17 protein-coding genes are annotated in these 17993 nt (G+C 65.3%); 8 read left to right on the forward strand and 9 right to left on the reverse strand.

The genetic code is table 11. The features are described 5' to 3' along the window. Positions 1-23 precede the first annotated feature (23 nt). Positions 24-1325 (reverse strand): YncE family protein, encoded by a 1302-nt coding sequence (locus tag QQ977_RS09715; protein WP_285925528.1) that lies wholly within the window; start codon positions 1323-1325, stop codon positions 24-26. Between the two features lie 211 nt (positions 1326-1536). Further along, positions 1537-2337: a class I SAM-dependent methyltransferase gene (locus tag QQ977_RS09720; RefSeq protein ID WP_285925529.1), complete on the reverse strand. Its 801-nt coding sequence runs from the start codon at positions 2335-2337 to the stop codon at positions 1537-1539. 120 nt (positions 2338-2457) lie between these two features. On the opposite strand from QQ977_RS09720, the gene QQ977_RS09725 reads away from it, so the two are divergent. Continuing rightward, a complete protein-coding gene (locus QQ977_RS09725; RefSeq protein ID WP_285925530.1) occupies positions 2458-2736 on the forward strand; it encodes a hypothetical protein in 279 nt (92 codons plus the stop codon). Positions 2737-2796: 60 nt separating this feature from the next. Here QQ977_RS09725 and QQ977_RS09730 read toward each other — a convergent pair whose 3' ends face one another. Together QQ977_RS09730 and QQ977_RS09735 are read right to left on the reverse strand one after the other, a co-directional pair. Continuing rightward, positions 2797-3663, reverse strand: coding sequence for a hypothetical protein (locus QQ977_RS09730; protein ID WP_285925531.1), 867 nt, complete (start codon positions 3661-3663; stop codon positions 2797-2799). A 91-nt stretch (positions 3664-3754) separates the two neighbouring features. Beyond that, on the reverse strand, positions 3755-4633 hold the full coding sequence (locus QQ977_RS09735) for a deoxyribonuclease IV (RefSeq protein ID WP_285925532.1): 879 nt from the start codon (positions 4631-4633) through the stop codon (positions 3755-3757). Between the two features lie 88 nt (positions 4634-4721). Here QQ977_RS09735 and QQ977_RS09740 point away from each other — a divergent pair, with 88 nt between their 5' ends. Beyond that, positions 4722-5240: a YkgJ family cysteine cluster protein gene (locus QQ977_RS09740; RefSeq protein WP_285925533.1), complete on the forward strand. Its 519-nt coding sequence runs from the start codon at positions 4722-4724 to the stop codon at positions 5238-5240. 530 nt (positions 5241-5770) lie between these two features. Here the strand turns inward: QQ977_RS09740 and QQ977_RS17340 are convergent. Both QQ977_RS17340 and QQ977_RS09745 read right to left on the reverse strand, forming a co-directional pair. After that, on the reverse strand, positions 5771-6175 hold the full coding sequence (locus QQ977_RS17340) for a DUF7718 family protein (protein WP_430540828.1): 405 nt from the start codon (positions 6173-6175) through the stop codon (positions 5771-5773). Positions 6176-6219: 44 nt separating this feature from the next. Further along, positions 6220-6924, reverse strand: a complete 705-nt coding sequence (locus tag QQ977_RS09745; RefSeq protein ID WP_285925534.1) for an SDR family NAD(P)-dependent oxidoreductase — start codon at positions 6922-6924, stop codon at positions 6220-6222. Positions 6925-7058: 134 nt separating this feature from the next. Here QQ977_RS09745 and QQ977_RS09750 point away from each other — a divergent pair, with 134 nt between their 5' ends. The 3 genes from QQ977_RS09750 to cruF are packed head-to-tail and all read left to right on the forward strand — an operon-like array spanning position 7059 to position 10265. Beyond that, positions 7059-8543, forward strand: a complete 1485-nt coding sequence (locus tag QQ977_RS09750; RefSeq protein WP_285925536.1) for a phytoene desaturase family protein — start codon at positions 7059-7061, stop codon at positions 8541-8543. Further along, positions 8540-9406, forward strand: a complete 867-nt coding sequence (locus QQ977_RS09755; RefSeq protein WP_285925537.1) for a prenyltransferase — start codon at positions 8540-8542, stop codon at positions 9404-9406. Before QQ977_RS09750 ends, QQ977_RS09755 begins: the two co-directional genes overlap by 4 nt. Next, entirely contained in the window at positions 9399-10265 is an 867-nt protein-coding gene (gene cruF, locus QQ977_RS09760) for a bisanhydrobacterioruberin hydratase (protein ID WP_285925538.1), read from the forward strand. Before QQ977_RS09755 ends, cruF begins: the two co-directional genes overlap by 8 nt. Before the next feature lie 13 nt (positions 10266-10278). Here the strand turns inward: cruF and QQ977_RS09765 are convergent, their stop codons facing one another. Beyond that, positions 10279-11226 (reverse strand): phytoene/squalene synthase family protein, encoded by a 948-nt coding sequence (locus QQ977_RS09765; RefSeq protein ID WP_285925539.1) that lies wholly within the window; start codon positions 11224-11226, stop codon positions 10279-10281. A 330-nt stretch (positions 11227-11556) separates the two neighbouring features. Between QQ977_RS09765 and proS the strand changes: the two genes are divergently transcribed. The 3 genes from proS (at position 11557) to QQ977_RS09780 (ending at position 15191) form a co-directional block, all read left to right on the forward strand. After that, the gene (proS, locus tag QQ977_RS09770) at positions 11557-13044 is read left to right on the forward strand and encodes a proline--tRNA ligase (RefSeq protein ID WP_285925540.1); all 1488 of its coding nucleotides are present in this window, start codon (positions 11557-11559) and stop codon (positions 13042-13044) included. A gap of 314 nt (positions 13045-13358) precedes the next feature. Further along, on the forward strand, positions 13359-14204 hold the full coding sequence (locus tag QQ977_RS09775; protein ID WP_285925541.1) for a ribonucleotide-diphosphate reductase subunit beta: 846 nt from the start codon (positions 13359-13361) through the stop codon (positions 14202-14204). Positions 14205-14210: 6 nt separating this feature from the next. Further along, positions 14211-15191 carry a quinone oxidoreductase family protein gene (locus QQ977_RS09780; RefSeq protein WP_285925542.1) on the forward strand — a complete coding sequence of 327 codons (981 nt, stop codon included), beginning with the start codon at positions 14211-14213 and terminating at the stop codon, positions 15189-15191. Between the two features lie 65 nt (positions 15192-15256). Here the strand turns inward: QQ977_RS09780 and QQ977_RS09785 are convergent, their stop codons facing one another. Together QQ977_RS09785 and QQ977_RS09790 are read right to left on the reverse strand one after the other, a co-directional pair. Next, on the reverse strand, positions 15257-15628 hold the full coding sequence (locus tag QQ977_RS09785) for a 30S ribosomal protein S8e (protein ID WP_285925543.1): 372 nt from the start codon (positions 15626-15628) through the stop codon (positions 15257-15259). 85 nt (positions 15629-15713) lie between these two features. Beyond that, positions 15714-17969, reverse strand: coding sequence for an NADP-dependent malic enzyme (locus QQ977_RS09790; RefSeq protein ID WP_285925544.1), 2256 nt, complete (start codon positions 17967-17969; stop codon positions 15714-15716). Positions 17970-17993: the final 24 nt, after the last annotated feature.

Raw genomic sequence — 17993 nt, forward strand, 5'->3', positions numbered from 1 at the left:
AACGGTGACCGCCACACTTCGCCTCAAAACGGCGGCGACGTCGCGATCTCGGTGTCGTACTCGCCGATCGGCCGGACGCCGAGGCCGTGGAAGTCCGGCGTCGGCGTGTCCTCGTCCTCGATCTCTTCGTCGGTGTACTCCTCGATCGGGTCGGGCTCGAGGACGGTCTCTATCTCGCGGCTCTCGACATCGAGCACGGAGACGCCGGGGGTGACGCCGGTGGCGGCGTGTGGGTCACCCGACAGCGGGCTGGGACCACGGAGCGTGACGAACATGTACTCGCCGTCGGGCGAGCTCCAGAGAATGTCTGGCGCGTCGCTCTCGGCGGGGTCGTCGTCCTGGGCCGGGCCGTAGGCGTCTATTTCCTCGACGATCTCGTCGGTCCCGGGATCGACGACGATGCCGTCGTTGGTCTCGCGGTTCAGCACCCACAGCTCCTCGCCGTCAGGCGTGTACCAGTAGCCGTGGGCGTCGATCCCGCGGGTGCTCTTGTGCTCGATGACCTCGTCCTCGGCGGTGTCGTAGACGTAGAGGTCGCCGACGCCTTCGACGCCTTCCTCGGGGTCAGAGGGGAGTCCGGCGGTGAGGTAGAACTTCGAGTCGGTCGGGTGGGGCATCGTCCCACAGTTCGTCGGCACCTCTTCACCCGGGTGTGCCACGTCGACGGTGAACTCCTCGTGGTCGACGATCACGAGGCCGGCGTCGTGGTAACTCGGTCCCAGCGTGTGCACCGAGCGCCCGCGGTCGTCGAACATGTGACAGATCGGTGCGGCAGAGTCGATCCCGGCTTCCTGGACGGTCTCGTCATTCGGGAGATAGAGTTCGTCGTCGATTTCGAGCTCTTCGTTCTCGAGGTCGGCCTCGACGCGGACGATCGTCTCCTCGTCGATCACGTCGACGTGGACGTACTCGTCGTCTGGGGAGAACGCGGCCATGTGCGAGCCCGCGCCCGTCTCGAGGTTGCCAACGAGTTCCTTGTCCTCGGTCCGGAAGACGAGCGTGCGCGCGCCGGCCGTACAGGCGACCGCCGCGTACTCGTAGTCCGAACTGAACGCGATCATGTGTGGGACGACCCCTTCGTCGGGGACGCCCTCGAGGTCGTTCACGTCGAGCGTGTCGGTGTGTTCGAAGTCGTCGCCGTCCGGTTCGTAGAAGTGGATGTTGTCTCGACCCTGATCGAGCGCCCAGAGTTCGTATCCGCCATCGGCTGGTTCGTCGCCGGGTTCGTCGTCGGACCCCTCTCCACCGAAACAGCCGGCGACGGTTACTGCGCCTGCGGTTGCCGTCCCTGCCAGGAACCGTCGCCGAGTTGCGTCGCGATCCATGGTCGAAGCTACCGACCCGATGGACAAAAGTTTGCGGGTCTCAGGTCCTCTAACCGGAAAATCTCGGATATTAGCGCAGACAGAGGTAACACTTGACGGGGGCTGTGACACCCTCGATCGATAGCGGCCGATTGCGACGATTCGCCCGCGATAGGGACGTCTGAAGCGGCAATAACGCCCTCGTTCTGTGTCGACGAGTGGCGCTTCGGCGCTACCTGCGGATCCGTCCGACAGTGACGTAGAAGGGAACGACTTCGCGTCGGCGGTACTCGCCGGCTTGCATCTGCTCGATTACGTCCCGGCCCATCTCGCGCCAGGCGCTCCGGAGGTCGTCGTAGCTCTCGGCCGAGAGACTCCCCTCGAGCATTGTCTCCCGGTCGTCGGCCAGTCCCGCCCCCGTCGCCTTCCGCTTTGCGACTGCCAGCGCGTGGTCGTCGTACGGTGGTTCGATCGTCTGGTCGTGGTCGTATCGGCGGGTCTCGAGTACCTCGATACCGGCAGCCTCAAACGCCTCGCGGGCGTCGGAACCGATCGTGACGTCGGTCTCGACGCCCTCGAGGTAGGCCCGGCGGGCCCGCCGCTCGAGGCGTTCCTCGGCGGGGACGCTCGAGTCGATCCGGACCGCACCGTTGTCGGGTTCGACGGCCGCGACCAACTCCGTCGAGACCCGGGCGAACTCCTCGAGGGCGTCGACGGGATCCGGGAGGTTGATCAAAAGCGCCTGGCAGACGACGAGGTCGACGGCGTCGTCGGCGACCGGCAGCCGAGTCGCGTCGCCTTCGAGGACCGGGACGTGCTCGCGGGCGATCTCAAGTAACTCCCGGTCGGCGTCACAGCCGACCACCTCGGCCGGCGACGCCGCCTCGAGGACGCGACTCAGCTCCCCGGTCCCACAGCCGACGTCGAGAATTCGTTCGCGGTCGGCGAGCTCGAGGGGGGCGAGTGCTGCCTGAGAGTCGTCCCACATCCCTTCGCGGGTCCGTCGCAGGTAGTCTTCGGAGAACTCGCGCACGCGGCGCAGTTAGGGTGTGGCGAGTAAAAACGGGTCGATCTCCGTCGATGTGGGGCCACACGGTGAACCGATGCTGACGGTGATCGCTTAAGTGAACGGTGATCGACGGTATCCGTATCCATGACACGAACTGTCGACGATCTCCGGAACGAAATTCGCCTGGCTGTCGGAAGATACGAACGCGTCGAGTCGACTGCCTTCACGAAAGAGGCCCTCGCCGCGATCTGTGACGCCGTCGACTACGACATCGACACGACCGACCGTCCATCCAAACCCCAGATGCGTGCGGGTATTCTGTGGAAAATCGGCGTTCTGGACGAGGACGATCCGGACAGTGTCGACCGTCCCTTCCGGAAGGCAGAACTCGAGTCTATCGCCGCCGCGCTTGGAACCGAGTAGCGAACGGCGAGCGAACGACGATCGCGTCGCGGACGAGGGAGACGCCAAGCACCGGCCACACTAGTCGGTGGCGAGGTATCGCTCGAGGTAGCGGGCGACGCCTTCCCGGACGCCCTCGCTGAGCGTGGTCGTGTACTCCCACCGATTCACGCCGTCGTAGCCGTCGTGTCGGTAGAACGAATCGTGGTCGTAACAGCCGGTGCCGTGGAACTGGGTGCCGCCGCCGATTCGGTCGGGCCCGGCGTAGGCGGTGGCGATCGGCGAGATTCGAAGCGTCTCGCCGACCCGGGTCGCGCTGCCGAGGTCGTGGTCACATCGGCTATCGATCACGTCGTCGACGACGTCGGGAGCGAGAAACGTGTGTAACGTCTCGTGGATCGCCATGTTTCGGGTGACGGCCCGCGAGTCCCAGGCCTCCGTTGCCCCGACGTTTGCGACGGTCTGTGAACCCTCGTCGGCGTCTTTGCCGACGTGGCTGTTCGGCCACCGGACGCCGCCGTAACCCAGGTCGTAGTTGAGCGGGTCCCACCACAGAAGCAGGTGACAGCACTCGCCCGTGATCGCGTTTCGTTCCCGGAGTCGCTCGCGAAACGCGTCGAGGATGGTTTCCTGTGCGTCCCGGCCGACCTCGAGGGAGACGGGGGAAGCCGGCTCGAGGCGGACGTCGACGCCCTCGAGTGCCGTCCGCCGCTCGGCCTCCCGCGCGAGCGTATCGAGTGCACGGGAGACGGCGATGGCGGACTCGAGGTGGGCCCACGACCAGCCGCGGACCGTCCGGACGTTCTCGGGGGTTGGACCGGGATAGATCCGGACGTGGAGAGTCGCCGTCTGCCTCGCGCCGGCGGCGAGGCCGGAGACCGTCGCGACCGAGGCGACGCTGCCGACTCCGGCGAGTAGTTGCCGACGGGAGAGACGGGGATCGTCCATTACCTCGACGTTCGAGCGTCGCGAGAAAACGGCTGCGGTCGTCCGATCGTTCACACTCGAGATCTACGGCCGGAGCGTTCGGTCGTTCCGGTCAGTCTTGGCCTTCCTCGCGGAGCTCTTTCGCTTTCTGTATGTTCCAGGCGAACCCGCGCCCATCCTCGGTCGGCGTCTCGAGGGCGAAGGGCAGGTCCCGGAGGTCGGGGTGGTTGATGATCGCGGCCATCCCGTCCTCGCCGATGTAGCCTTCGCCGAGGTGGGCGTGTTCGTCCTTGTGCGTGCCGACGTCGTGTTTCGAGTCGTTGAGGTGGATGTACTCGAGATGCTCGAGGCCGACGATGTCGTCGAAGCGGGAAACGGTCTCGTCGACCGCTTCCGGGGTCGTCAGGTCGTTGCCCGCGACCAGCGTGTGGGCGGTGTCGATACAGACCCCGATCTCGGTATCCGTGCGGTCGATGATCTCGGCGAGGTGGGCGAACTCGCCGCCGAGTTTCGTCCCGCTGCCCGCGTCGGACTCGATCAGGATCGTCACGCTCTCGGGCACGTCCAGCTCGTCGACCGCACTCGCGGCGTTGTCCAGCCCGCCCTCGACGCCTGCCCCGGTGTGCGCGCCGAGGTGGGTATTGACGTAGGGGATCCCGAGTTTCTCGGCGGCGTCGAGTTCGGCCTGCAGCGAGGACAGCGACTTCGCCCGGAGGTCGTCTTTAGGCGTACAGAGGTTCACGAGGTACGAGGAGTGGATCACCCACGGCCCCTCGAGTTTCACCGCCGTCTCCTCGCGAAAGCCCAGGGCGGCCTCCTCGGAGATCTCGGGCTGAGCCCAGACCTGCGGCGAGGTGGTGAATATCTGTCCGCAGTTGCCGCCGAAGGCGACCTGGCGACAGACGGCGTTTCGGATGTCGTCGTACGGCGGCGTCTCCGTATCGGAGGAGACTCTCGAGCCAGAGATCGAAACGTGTGCGCCGACGTTCATGCCACGACGTCAGTACCGGGCGATGAAAGGTACTTCGGACTGTCGCCGGGGAGAAAGGCACTTGCCCGCGGGTCCGCTCCCCTCGAGTGTGAGCGCAGACACCGCCCGCCGCGTCGAGGTCTATCCCGGCCGCGAGGTCGTCGTCGAGTTCGACCCCGAGCTCACCTTCGAGTGTATCGACGACTGCACGTGGTGTTGCCAGCACGGCGTCTTGCTGTACGACCGTGACTTGCTCGAACTCGCCGCGCGGGCGAACCTCGCCGAGACGACGACCGAGTTTCGCGGCGAGAAGTTCGTCAGACGGGAGTCGAAAGACCGTGACGAGCACGTCGCCGAGGACGGTAAGGCCTGTGCGTTTTTGCGCGAGGACGGACTCTGTCGGCTTCACCTCGAGGGCGAGGACGACTGGAAGCCCACCCGGTGTTCGGTCTTCCCGCTGGGGGTGTGGCTTGAGGACGGTGACCTCCACGTCGACGTTCGAGACTCCGCACACGACCACTGCGAGGGGTTGGGTGTGAGCGACCGGCGCGTGATCGACGAACTCGAGGCGTTCCTGCCGGAACTGCTGTGGGACCTCGAGAACCCGGACTCGGACCGGGAGCTGTGAGCGGTCGGTCCGTTTGCCGTCCTGTCTCCTACCCTATGACAGCGGGAGAGTCTCGCCCTTGCCGTGAGGTCGTTCGAAAACGCGTGGCGCGACCGAGTGGGTGGCGATCGGAACCGTGGCGACAGCATTATCTGGCAGCGACCGAAGTCAGCTCGTCGTTTCTGGAGACGACGTCGTTGACGAGTCCGAACCAAGCGAGGGGAGCAAACTGTAACACCATTTAAAAAATCTCTGTTTTCGGCCCGGAGACAGCCCTATACCACGCATTCTCACGATAGCTAAGACTTATCTATGTTGAGCAACTGTACGTTATTGTGAACGTAAGGGACAGCCTAACTAGCCGTAAGCTGTCTCTATCAAAATGAACGGAGGTCGACGGGCACATACGCCCGAGGTGTGAATGACGTTGAAAAAGAAACCGGATGGGCTCGCTGAACGACTGGCGGACGAAACTGGCCGTTCGACAGAGGAGTTTGAGCCGGATTTCGACGAATATCCGATGCCGGATCTAGACGATCTCGAGTGGGAGGTTATCGACGAGTAGGACGGTTCCACTTTGGAATACCGGCGAGCTTCGCGTAGCGGGCCGTGATCCGGTGGTGATTCTGCTTGAAGTATTCTTCACACCAGCGTGGAGCTTGATTTACCGGAACGTCTGGAAAACCGGTTGCTCGGCGCTCGGTCCCATCCGGGTCTCGAATATCCATATGTAACCCTTCTTTTCGAATGTCATGACCGTTCACGCTGTGTGGGTTGTGGTCGAACCGAGCGACTTCTTCCCACTGTTCCATTAAGGCCGTATTTTCAGACATATTGTACTCGAGCTTAACCAGAAAAGATCGTACTTGTCCTCGATGTTTCGAGAAATAAACTCGGATACGGGTATAGGGATATGCAATCTTGTTTGTATACTCTCGCTCCCTCACACCGGCCACCTATCATCATTCGTGATGAACCGTCATTATAAAAAACCACTCGTCTATCGCGTCGCCGTTTTCCACGCCCGTAAGCCGACGATCTCCCCGTCGAGGTCGGCCGCGCTCGCGTCGGTCGCTGCCCAGACGAACAGCCCCGCGACCGACTCCGGATCGCGACCCGTCCCGCCGGTCAGTTCGGTCGCGACCTGGCCGGGCTCGAGACAGCCCACGACGTGGTCGGTGTCGGCGGCAAAGGCGCGAGCGACGGCCTCCGCGCCGGCTTTCGAGACGGCGTAGGAGCCGTACCCCGATTTTCCATCGCGGGCGACCGTACCCGTCGGCACGAGTACCCGTGCGTCGTCGGTGAGGTGGGGCAGCGCCTCGCGAATCGTCGTGAAGACGCCGCGGGCGTTCGTCCGCCAGCTGTCGTCGAACGCCGAGTACGCCTCTTCGTCGATCGGTGTCGCGCCTGCCTCGCCGTGGTAGACGCCCGCGGCCGCGACGACGACGTCGATTCCGCCGGCAGGGCCGAACCGCGAGGCCGTCTCCATCAGTCGCTCGAGGTCGAACTCGTCGCGGACGTCCGCCCGGAGCCCAGTGGCGACATCGCTCTCTGTGCGCTCCTCAAGGTCGGCCACGACCGACTCGACCGCCTCGGCGTCTCGCGCGCCGATCGCGACGGTCGCGCCCGCGTCGACGAACGCGTCGGCGACCGCTCGCCCGATGCCGCCAGTGCCGCCGGTCACGACGGCTGTTGTCCCATCCATACTCTCCGTACGGGCCCGGGCTACAGGAACCTACTGCCAACCGATTCCGGCGCTGGTCTCGAGCGCTCGTTTCGCCCCGAGAACCTACGTAGTAAAGACGTACGCTTATCACCGAGCCGAAACTCCTCTCGCACATGAAATCGCTTGCCGGGACGTCGCTTCTCGTGATCGGCGGCGGCATTGGCGGCCTCTCGACGGCCTGCTACCTCGCTGACAGCGGCGCGGACGTCCACGTCATCGAGAAAAACGAGCAACTCGGCGGGCGAGCCTCGAGACTCGAGGTCGACGGCTTCCGGTTCGACATGGGGCCGTCGTGGTATCTCATGCCCGACGTTTTCGAACGGTTTTTCGGCCAGTTCGACCGGACGCCGACGGACTACTACGGGCTGACCCACCTCGATCCACACTACCGGATTTTCTTTAAAGATGGCGACGAGGTCGATATCACGCCCGACCTCGAGCGCACGAAACGGGTCTTCGAGTCCTACGAGCCGGGTGCCGGCGAGGCCCTGGAACGCTATCTCGAGACCTCGCGTGAGAACTACGAGGTCGGGATGGAACACTTCGTCTACGAGGACCGCGAGCGGCTGCGGGACTTCCTCGACCTCGACGTCGCCCGCCAGGCGCGGGGACTCTCACTCTTGGGCTCGATGCAGGGCCACGTCGAGAACTACTTCGAGCACCCGAAGCTCCAGCAGATCATGCAGTACACGCTGGTCTTTCTGGGTGGGTCGCCGACGAACACGCCGGCGCTGTACAACCTGATGAGCCACGTCGACTTCAACCTCGGCGTCTGGTACCCCGAGGGCGGACTCGGCGGCGTGATCGACGGCATCGTCGAGCTCGGTCGGGAACTCGGCGTCAGTTACGAGACCGATCGGCCGGCGACAGCGATCACGGGCCGTGCGGGCGGGTTCAAAGTCGAAACGCCCGACGGCCCGATCACCGCGGATCTGGTCGTCAGCAACGCCGACTACGCCCATACCGAACAGGAGCTGCTCCCGCCGGAGAAACGGGGCTACGACGCCGACTACTGGGAGTCACGCACCTACGCTCCCTCCGCGTTCCTGCTGTATCTCGGCGTCGAGGGCGACCTCGAGGAACTGGCTCATCACACCCTCGTGCTCCCGACCGACTGGCAGCCCCACTTCGATCGGATCTTCGAGGAGTCGGCCTGGCCCGAGGATCCCGCCTACTACCTGTGTGTCCCCTCGAAGACCGACGAGACGGTCGCCCCCGACGGTCACAGCAACCTGTTCGTCCTCGTCCCCATCGCGCCCGGCCTCGAGGACGACCCCGAGCGCCGCGAGGCGTTCCGGGACCGGATCCTCGAGGACGTCGCCAGGAACACGGGGGTCGACCTCCGGGACCGGATCGTCCTCGAGGAACGGTTTTGCGTCGAGGAGTTCGCCAGCCGCTACAACAGTTTCAAGGGATCTGCCCTGGGAATGGCACACACGCTCCGACAGACCGCCCCGTTCCGTCCCTCACACCGTTCGACGGAAGTCGACGGGTTGTACTTCGTCGGCTCCTACACCACCCCCGGCATCGGCGTCCCGATGTGTCTCATAAGTGGCGAACACACGGCCGAAAAGGTACTCGCAGATCACGGCTCATGACGGCACCCACGACCGCGACAGCGAGCGTGCGCGAGGAGCTGTCGTACCTGCTCACGCTCTCGCGACCCCGGTTCTGGCTCTACCTCGCCGGCCCGGTGCTCGTGGGCGTCGCCTACGCCGCCGGCTCGCCCGCCGACCTCCTCGAGCCGGCTGCCGTCGCGCTCTTTGTGTACTTCCTCCTCCCGGCGAACGTCTTCCTCTACGGCGTCAACGACGTCTACGACCGCGAGATCGACGCAGAGAACCCGAAGAAAGAAGACAGGGAGGCCCGCTACGAGGGCCAGCGGTACGTCCCGGTCGTCGTGACGCTGTGTGCCCTGCTCGGGGTCGCCCTCGTCGCGGTCGTCCCGCCGGCGGCCTGGCCCTGGCTCGCCGTCTTCCTGCTCCTCGGGGCGGCCTACAGCGTGCCGCCCGCACGGTTCAAGACGACGCCGCTTCTGGATTCGGTCTCGAACGGGCTCTACGTCGCCCCCGGCGTGGCCGCCTACGCCGCCGTCGCGGGGAGCCAGCCGCCCGTCCTTGCGGTCGTCGGCGGCTGGCTGTGGGCGATGGCGATGCACACCTTCTCGGCGATCCCCGACGTTGACCCGGACCGACGGGCGGGAATCCGGACCACCGCGACGGTCCTCGGGGAGCGGCGGGCCTACGCTTACTGTGCCCTCGCCTGGCTCGCCGCCGCGGGGGCATTCGCCGCGCTCGATCCGCGGCTCGGAGCGCTCCTGCTGTTTTACCCCGCAATCGCCGTCGCCATCGCGACCGCGAGTGTCCCCGTCGACCGGGCGTACTGGTGGTTCCCCGCGATCAACGTCGTCGTCGGCGCGCTGTTGACGATGGGCGGGCTCTGGAGGGTGTTCTATGGATAACCCGACCCGAACCGCGGACGAGCCGACGCGGGCGCGACTCCAGCGACGTCTCGAGGAGACGATCCGGAACAATCGCTTCACCATTGCTGTTATCTTCCCCGTCGTGGGCGCGGTGACGCTGGTCGCGAGCGCCGAGGGACTGCTGCCGTCACCGCTCGCGTACAACCCGCTTTTGATCCTGTTCGGGACGCTGGTGATGCGCTCGCCACTTCTCGTGGGGCTGTTGCCCCGGATCGGTCCGTGGGCGCTCGGCTGCCTCGGCGTGTTGGCCGCCTACACCTACGCGATCGAGGTCGTCGGCGTTCGGACCGACTGGCCCTACGGTGCGTTCGAGTACACGATCCAGCTGGGACCGATGCTGTTCGGCGAGGTACCGCTCGCGTTGCCGTTGTTTTTCGTTCCGCTGGTGCTGAACGCCTACCTGCTCACCCTGCTAGTGCTCGGCGACTGGAGCGAGCGCCTGTTCCTGCGAGTGCCGGTCGCGATTGCGGCCGTCGTCGCCATCGACGTCGTGCTCGATCCCGCGGCCGTCGCCGTCGGGTTCTGGACGTTCGAATCGGGCGGCTTCTACGGCGTCCCCCTCTCGAACTACGCCGGCTGGGTGCTCTCGGGGACCGTGGCCGTTCTCCTCGTCGACCTCGCGTTCGATCGACCGGGGCTGCTCGAGCGCGTCCGCTCGTGTGAGTTCGTGCTCGACGACCTGGTGAGTTTCGTCCTGTTGTGGGGGTCGATCAACGTCCTTTACGGCAACTGGATCGCCGCGGCGGTCGCGAGCGCGCTCTGTCTCGGGCTGTTCTCGACGGATCGGTACGACGTCGACGTGCTCCTGTCGGCGCTGCCGGGGCGGATCGAGCGGTGACCGCCGCAGTCGCCTACCGGGTCGGAACCCCCTCGCCGTGGCCCGATCCGGACCGGTCGGCCTCGAGGGTCGGAATCGCCGAGACGCGCCGAAACACCGCCTCGGGGTCGCGGTTCCAGTGCCAGTGCCAGCGGGTCTTCGCGAGACACCACAGTTTCCGGGGCGTCGACAGCGACGGCTCCTCGGTGAGGACGTCGTACCCCTGCGCTCGAATGAGGCGGTGGTGTTCGGCGTAGAGGACGGCCGCCAGCAGCACTGGTAGCTGGCAGTCCTCGGGCAGGTACCGGATGCCGGCGACGCCCTCGCGGTAGAGCTCTTCGGTCCGTTTCAGCTCCTCGGCGATGGCTCGTCTGAAGCCCGCGCTCGTCTCGAGGCGTTCTACCTGTTCGGGCGAGACGCCGTGGGCCTGCAGCGTCTCCTGTGGAATGTAGATCCGATCGCGCTCGACGACGTCCTCGCGGACGTCCCGCAGAAAGTTCGTCAGCTGGAAGGCCTCACCGAGTGCGATCGCGTGGGGCAGGGCGGTCTCGACGTCGTCGGGCTCCATGATCGCGGTCACCATCACGCCGACGGCGGCCGCCGAGCCCCGCATGTATTCCTCGAGGTCGACGTAGCTCTCGTAGCGGCTCGTGTGGATGTCGGTCTTCATCGCGTCGACGAAGGCGTCGACCTCCTCGGCGATGTCGTACCGCTTCGCGAGTTCCTGAACGGCGACGAGGACCGGATCGGTGGGCTCGACCTCGCCGAGTGCTTCGGCGCGGAGGCGCTCGAGGCGGGCGGCCTGTTCCGCGGGCGGGACGCCGGCGGCGTCGTCGACGACCTCGTCGGCGATGCGAAAGAAGCCGTAGAGAACGTGTGTCGCGTGTCGGACGCGTCGGGGGAGAAACCGGGTCGCGAGGTAGAACGTCTTCCCGGTTCGTTTCTGGATCTCCTTGCCGGCGGCGATGTGTTCCTGTTGCATTCTCACGGGGTGATGTCGGTCTGCTGTCGAGACGGTGAGTAGTGTTAGACAGATAAGTATAAAACGGCTAGCCCTCACTAGGCAGGCACGACTGTCACGGTATCGAATATGTACTGCTTAGTTCCTGCTCTCGGAGCCGACTGCAAATCGATACGTCTACTGGAAGGACGGCGGACAGGTTCGAAACCACTACTGTCACGGTCACGGATCGATTCGACTGCGATTCGAGCACTATCGAACTCGTCCACGACGCACGCGTCACTGCGGTCGACCGCACGATCCGGACGGTCGTTCGCATCGTTTAAGACCGCGCTGGCTGTTGCTCGAGGTATGAGCGACGAGAGTCAGGAACTCGGCATCACCGAGTCGAAGTCACATCGACCCGGCGAGTGGTACGCCGAAGTCGTCCAGAAGGCCGGACTTGCGGATTACGCCCCGATGGGTGGCTTCATCGTCACGAAACCCCGTGGGTACGCGCTGTGGGAGGCGATTCAGGACGCCTTAGACGGCTGGTTCAAGCAGACGGGCGTCCAGAACGCCTACTTCCCGATGTTCATCCCCGAGTCGTTCCTCGAGCGGGAGAAAGACATCGTCGAGGGCTTCGACCCCGAGGTCGCGTGGGTGACCCAGGGCGGTCACGACGAACTCGAGGAACGTCTCGCGGTGCGGCCGACGAGCGAGTCGATCATCGCCCCGTTCATGGCCGACTGGACCCGCAGCCACCGTGACCTGCCCCTGCGGCTCAACCAGTGGTGTTCGGTCGTTCGGTGGGAAGCGACGGAGACGAAACCGTTCTTCCGGACGAAGGAGTTCATGTGGCAGGAAGGCCACACCGCCCACGCGACCGACGAGGGTGCCTGGGAGGAGGTCTGGACCCGGCTGGACCAGTACGAACGCGTCTACGAGGACGTGCTCGCGATCCCGGTGCTGCGCGGGAAGAAACCCGAACACGACAAGTTCCCCGGCGCGAACACGACGACGACCGTCGAGGCGTTGATGCCCGACGGCAAGTCCGTCCAGGGCGCAACCAGCCACCACCTCGGTCAGAGCTTCGCCGAGGCGTTCGAGATCACCTACGTCGACGAGGACGAGAACGAACAGACGGCCTACACGACCTCGTGGGGGCTGTCCTGGCGGGCACTCGGCGCACTCATCATGACTCACGCCGACGATCAGGGACTCGTGCTTCCCCCGACAGTCGCACCGACCCAGGTCGTCGTCGTTCCCATCTGGCAGGCAGACACGAAAGACGAGGTCCTCGAGTACGCCGAGGGGATCGAAGCGGATCTCACAGACGCCGGCGTCCGGGTCGAACTCGACGACCGCGACGAGCGCAATCCTGGGTTCAAGTTCAACGAACACGAGTTGAACGGCGTTCCCCTCCGGATCGAGGTCGGCCCCAACGAGGTCACGGACGAGGAGGTCACGCTCGTCCACCGCCCCGACAACGAAAACGTCGTCGCCGATCGGACGGGACTGGCCGAGACGGTCGACGAACAGCTCGAGACCGTCTACGAGAAACTCTACGAGGCGGCCGAACAGACCCTCGAAGAGAACGTCCGGACGGCAGACAGCGCCGAGGAGATCATGGGTACGATCGGGCGATACGGCGGCTACGTCGAGGTGCCGTGGTGTGGCGATCAGGCCTGTGAGGAAGCGATCAAAGAGAAAGTCGCCGCCGAGATCGTCATGCAACCGCTCGCAGACGACGGCGGGGCGTCTGAAGGAACGCCGAAAACGCCCGAAGACGACGATGCGACGTGTACCGTCTGTGACGAGCCGGCGGACGAAATCGCGTACTTCGCCAAGACCTACTAGTACCGTTCCAAGCGTCGACTGATGAGTGAAACCGGTCAACCGCACTCGGTTTCACCCATCAGTTCAGGCTTTGAACGCCACTAGACCGGTCGTCGGCCTCGGCTTCGGCGCGTCCGTGAACCTAACTGTTTAGCCCCTCATTCCTTATCGATCGGTCACCATCACCTGAGTGTAGCGCCCTGCTGTCGGCACCGTCCGACGCGGTGACGCTACAGTGCCTCTGACTTTCCGTCATTCGTTCGATAGCTCCGACGCCGTCTACTCGTCAACCGTCATTCGGAGGTTCTTTGACGAGCGTCCGCGACGAACCGTCTATGACCGACGACGCCACTGACGCCCTCGACCGAGCCGGCGAGAGCGCAACGCGGTACACCCGGGTGGCGATCGACCGACGCTGGAACCCGGCGACGATCGACCTCGAGCGAGACGCCGAAGCCGTCGCCGAACTGGACCGAATCGAGTTTACGCGCCTGCGCGGGTTGCTCGCGCAGTTCGGCGCGGGTGAACAGGCGGTCACCGAGGACCTGGCACCGCTTGCGGTCGTCGTAGAAGAGCCAGCCGACCAGCGGTTCGTCGCGACCCAGCTGTACGACGAGGCGGTCCACGCCGAGTTCTTCGACCGCTACTGGGAGCGTGTGATCCGGCCCGCAGAACGCACTCGCGGACTCGGCGAGAGCGATCCGACCGACGACCGCTGGCACGCCCCAGCCTACCGGGAGCTGTTCGACCGGACCGAACGGGCGATGACACGCCTGCTCGAGCGCGACGGGCCCGAAACCCGTGCCCGAGCGTACTGTCACTACCACCTCACGGTCGAGGGCACGCTCGCGCTGACGGCCTACGACTGGATCAGGGAGCGATACGGCGGCGAGACGGCCGGCGTTCCCGCACTGTCGGGACTGCTCGAGGGCGTTGAAAACGTCCGTCGGGACGAGGGCCGTCACGTCGGCTTCGGCTGTCTGTGCGTCCGCGACCTGCTCGAGTCGGGTGCCGTCGAGCCCGGGCTGGTCCGTCAGGCGCTCGCCGACCTGCTCGAACCCGTCGAGGCGACGATCGCCGAGATGGCCACCGACGACGCTCGCCCGGCGCTGCTCGAACGCGTCGAAGACGCCCACGAGGCACGGCTCGCACAGGTCGGACTCGATCCACAGGCGAGGTGAGTTCGGATGGACGCCATTCGTGTCTCCGAGTACGGCGGCCCCGAGGTGCTCGAGGCCGTCGACGTCCCAGTTCCCGACCCCGATCCCGACGAGGTCCGGATCGACGTCCGCGCTGTCGGCGTCAACTTCGCCGACGTCGAGAAACGCCGCGGGAACTATCCGGACGGTCCCGAGCCGCCGTACCGGCCCGGCCTCGAGGTCGCCGGCGTCGTCACCGAATCGGGGTCGGACGCCGATCCGGCGATCGGCGATCGGGTCGCCGCACTGGTGTCGGGTGGCGGCTACGCCGAGACGACGGTCGCTCCCACAGACGCGGTCGTTCCGGTTCCCGACGCCCTGTCGTTTCCCGAGGCCGCCGCCCTCCCGGTGCAGTATCTCACGGCTCACAACGCGCTGTTCGGCTGGGGCGGCCTCGAGAACTGCGACGGCGAGGGTGGCGAGTCCGAACGCGTACTCGTCACCGCCGCAGCCGGCGGCGTCGGCACGGCCGCCGTCCAACTCGCCGCCCGGGCCGGTGTGACCGTCGTCGGCGTCGCGAGCACCGACGAGAAACGCGCCCTCGTCCGCGAGCTGGGTGCCGACCACGCCGTCGGCTACGACGACCTCCCCGATGCGGTCGCCGAACGCGTCGACGGCGTCGACCTAGCGCTCGAGGGAGTCGGCGGCCGGGTCTTCACCGACGTCATCGAGGTGCTTTCCCCCGGCGGCCGCGTCGTCACCTACGGGATGGCGAGCGGGCGCGTCCCCACCGTCGCGACGCCGCGGCTGTTCTTCGAAAACAAGTCGGTGATCGGCTACCACCTCGAGGAGGCCCGCTCTCGGACGCCCGAGCGGGTGTTTTCGGCCGTGCCGTCGCTGCTTGCAGCCCTCGAGGCCGGCGACGTCGAGATCGTCGTCGACGAGACGATTCCGCTTGCCGACGCCGGCCTGGCCCACGACCGACTCGAGGGCCGAGAGAGTACGGGAAAAGTCGTACTCGTGCCCTGAAGACGGGCACATCCCGGAACTGTCGGTACGATCGCCCGAGTGTCACCGTGAGAACGGGTCGAGGGTCACTCGAGCAAGACCGCGTTGACCTGGCCGGTCTGGCCGGGTCGGGAGGTGACGCGAGCACGTCCCTCGTCGGTGTCGATGACGGCACCTTTCGTGACGATGTTCCGGCGAACGTAGTTGGGGTTGGCGTCGTTCTCGACGACGTCGTTGATCGTCGTCGTCACGGTCTCGCCGCCGTCGTTGACGTTCGCGACGTCCGTGGCGAGTGCACGAACCTTCTGTTCGTTCCCGCGGACGTCGACGGCCCGGAAGCGGGGTTCGCCGACCTGTGTCTCCGTCGGGAGCCGGCCGAGTTCGTGTTTCTTGCGGTTGCGCTGGTGCTTGAGTCGACCGCCCGTTCGCTTGCGCGTGGAGCGTCCCTGGTCTTGCATACCCGTAGGCAGTCCCGGCGCATACTTGAATGCAACCTTTCGCGTCGCGAACGCGGGCGTTCGGCCCGATCCTGCTGCCGGCCGCTTACTCGTCCTGAGCGTCGACGACGGCCACGCCCGCGAGGTTCACGATGTCTTTGACCTCGTCGCCGCGCTGGATGACGTGGACGGGTTTGTCCATGCCGACGAGCATCGGACCGATCGCCTCCGCGCCGCCGAGTCGCTGGAGCAGCTTGTAGGCGATGTTGCCTGCCTCGAGGTTGGGGAAGACGAGCACGTTCGCCGGCTCGTCGAGTTCGGAGAAGTCGTAGGTGTCCTCGAGAATGTCCTCGACGACGGCGGTGTCCGCTTGCATCTCGCCGTCGACGGGGAAATCGACGTCCGAATCCTCCTGGAGCAACCGCACCGCGTTCCTGGGTTTGCGGGTCCCCTCGTTGTCGACGCTGCCGAAGTTCGAGTACGACAACAGGGCAGCCCGTGGCTCGATGTTGAACCGCCGGGCGAGTCCCGCCGTCTGTTTCGTGACCTCGGCCAGTACGTCTTCGTCGGGAGACTGATTGACCGTTGCGTCGGCCACGAAGATCACGCGGTTTTTGAACGTGAGCATGTAGACGCCCGCGGCGTAGTTGGTTTCGGGCTCGGTGCCGATCACCTGCAGCGGCGGGCGCAGCGCCGACGGGTAGTGGTGGCTTAACCCGGTGAGCAAGGCGTCGGCGTCGCCCTGTTCGACCATCACGCTGCCGAAGTAGTTGGTGTCGCGTTCGATCAGCTCTTTGGCCTCGGTGCGGGTGATCCCCTTGCGCTTTCGTAGCTGGTAGAGCCGTTCGGCGTAGGCCTCGTAGTCGCCGGCCGACGGATCGGCCACCGCCGGCGAGAACTCGAGTCCGAGATTCGCCGCCGTCCGTTTGATCTCGTCGGTCTTGCCGATCAGGATCGGCTGGGCGATCCCTTGCTCTTGCATCTGGTAGGCTGCCCGGATCATCTTCTCGTCGTCACCCTCCGCGAGCGCGACGCGTTTGGGCTCGCTTTTCGCTTTGTTGAGCACGACCCGCATCATCTCGCGGGACTTGCCAAGGCGGGCCTCGAGTTCCTCCTCGTAGTCCTCGAGGTCGATCTCTGTCCGGGCGGCACCGCTTTCTATCGCCGCGCGGGCGACCGCGGGCGCGACCCGGAACAGCACCCGCGGATCGACGGGCTTTGGAATGATGTAGTCGGGACCGAACTGGATCGGCTGGTCGCCGTAGGCTTTGACGACGGCGTCGGGGACGTCCTGTCTCGCGAGGTCGGCAAGCGCCTCCGCGGCGGCGACTTTCATCGCCTCGTTGATCTCCGTCGCCCGAACGTCGAGCGCTCCCCGGAAGATAAACGGGAACCCGAGGACGTTGTTGACCTGATTCGGGTAGTCCGATCGGCCCGTCGCCATGATGACCGTGTCCTCGCGGGCTTCTTTCGCCTCGTCGTAGTCGATCTCGGGGTCCGGATTCGCCATCGCGAAGACGATCGGATTCTCGGCCATCGATCGGATCATCTCCTGGGAGACGATGCCGCCGATCGAGAGCCCGACGAAGACGTCTGCACCCGCCATCGCGTCGGCGAGGTCGCCGTCGGGCACGTCGCGGGCGAACTCCCGTTTGTACTCGTTGACGTCGCCCGCCCGGGCACGAGCGGTCGTGATGATCCCCGAGGAGTCACACATCGTGATGTTCTCCGCTTTCGCTCCCAGCGAGACGTAAAACCGGGCCGTCGCGAGTGCGCTCGCGCCAGCGCCGGAGAAGACGATCTCGAGTTCTTCGAGGTCTTTGTCCGCAATCTCGGCAGCGTTTAAAAGCGAAGCGCCGGAGATAATGGCGGTGCCGTGCTGGTCGTCGTGAAAGACTGGAATGTCGATCTCCTCGCGCAGGCGTTCCTCGACGGTGAAACACTCGGGCGCTTTGATGTCTTCTAAGTTGACCCCGCCGAAGGTCGGCTCCATCATCTTCACCGCCTCGACGAGTTTGTCGGGGTCGGCCTCGTCGAGTTCTACGTCGAAGACGTCGATGTCGGCGAAGCGTTTGAACAGCACGCCCTTGCCCTCCATCACGGGTTTGGATGCTTGGGCACCGATATCTCCGAGCCCGAGTACCGCAGAGCCGTTCGAAACGACACCCACGAGGTTCCCTTTCGCGGTGTAGGTGTAGGCTTCCGTGTCGTCGTCGTCGATTTCCATACACGGCGCGGCGACGCCCGGTGAGTACGCAAGCGAGAGGTCGCGTTGCGTATTCGTCGGTTTCGTCGTCGAAATCTCGATTTTTCCGGGTGGATCAATGCGGTGGTACTCCAATGCATCCTCGTCTAATCCCATACCAGTCGTCACTGTCGGGGAGTA

The organism is Natrialbaceae archaeon AArc-T1-2, assembly GCF_030273315.1.
GTDB lineage: Archaea > Halobacteriota > Halobacteria > Halobacteriales > Natrialbaceae > Tc-Br11-E2g1.

Bases quoted from the DNA above. Each gene is read 5' to 3' on its own strand.
- QQ977_RS09715 (WP_285925528.1), bottom strand. From the start codon at position 1,325: ATGGATCGCGACGCAACTCGGCGACGGTTCCTGGCAGGGACGGCAACC.
- QQ977_RS09725 (WP_285925530.1), top strand. From the start codon at position 2,458: ATGACACGAACTGTCGACGATCTCCGGAACGAAATTCGCCTGGCTGTC.
- QQ977_RS09730 (WP_285925531.1), bottom strand. From the start codon at position 3,663: ATGGACGATCCCCGTCTCTCCCGTCGGCAACTACTCGCCGGAGTCGGC.
- QQ977_RS09735 (WP_285925532.1), bottom strand. From the start codon at position 4,633: ATGAACGTCGGCGCACACGTTTCGATCTCTGGCTCGAGAGTCTCCTCC.
- QQ977_RS09745 (WP_285925534.1), bottom strand. From the start codon at position 6,924: ATGGATGGGACAACAGCCGTCGTGACCGGCGGCACTGGCGGCATCGGG.
- QQ977_RS09750 (WP_285925536.1), top strand. From the start codon at position 7,059: ATGAAATCGCTTGCCGGGACGTCGCTTCTCGTGATCGGCGGCGGCATT.
- QQ977_RS09755 (WP_285925537.1), top strand. From the start codon at position 8,540: ATGACGGCACCCACGACCGCGACAGCGAGCGTGCGCGAGGAGCTGTCG.
- cruF (WP_285925538.1), top strand. From the start codon at position 9,399: ATGGATAACCCGACCCGAACCGCGGACGAGCCGACGCGGGCGCGACTC.
- QQ977_RS09765 (WP_285925539.1), bottom strand. From the start codon at position 11,226: ATGCAACAGGAACACATCGCCGCCGGCAAGGAGATCCAGAAACGAACC.
- proS (WP_285925540.1), top strand. From the start codon at position 11,557: ATGAGCGACGAGAGTCAGGAACTCGGCATCACCGAGTCGAAGTCACAT.
- QQ977_RS09775 (WP_285925541.1), top strand. From the start codon at position 13,359: ATGACCGACGACGCCACTGACGCCCTCGACCGAGCCGGCGAGAGCGCA.
- QQ977_RS09780 (WP_285925542.1), top strand. From the start codon at position 14,211: ATGGACGCCATTCGTGTCTCCGAGTACGGCGGCCCCGAGGTGCTCGAG.
- QQ977_RS09785 (WP_285925543.1), bottom strand. From the start codon at position 15,628: ATGCAAGACCAGGGACGCTCCACGCGCAAGCGAACGGGCGGTCGACTC.
- QQ977_RS09790 (WP_285925544.1), bottom strand. From the start codon at position 17,969: ATGGGATTAGACGAGGATGCATTGGAGTACCACCGCATTGATCCACCC.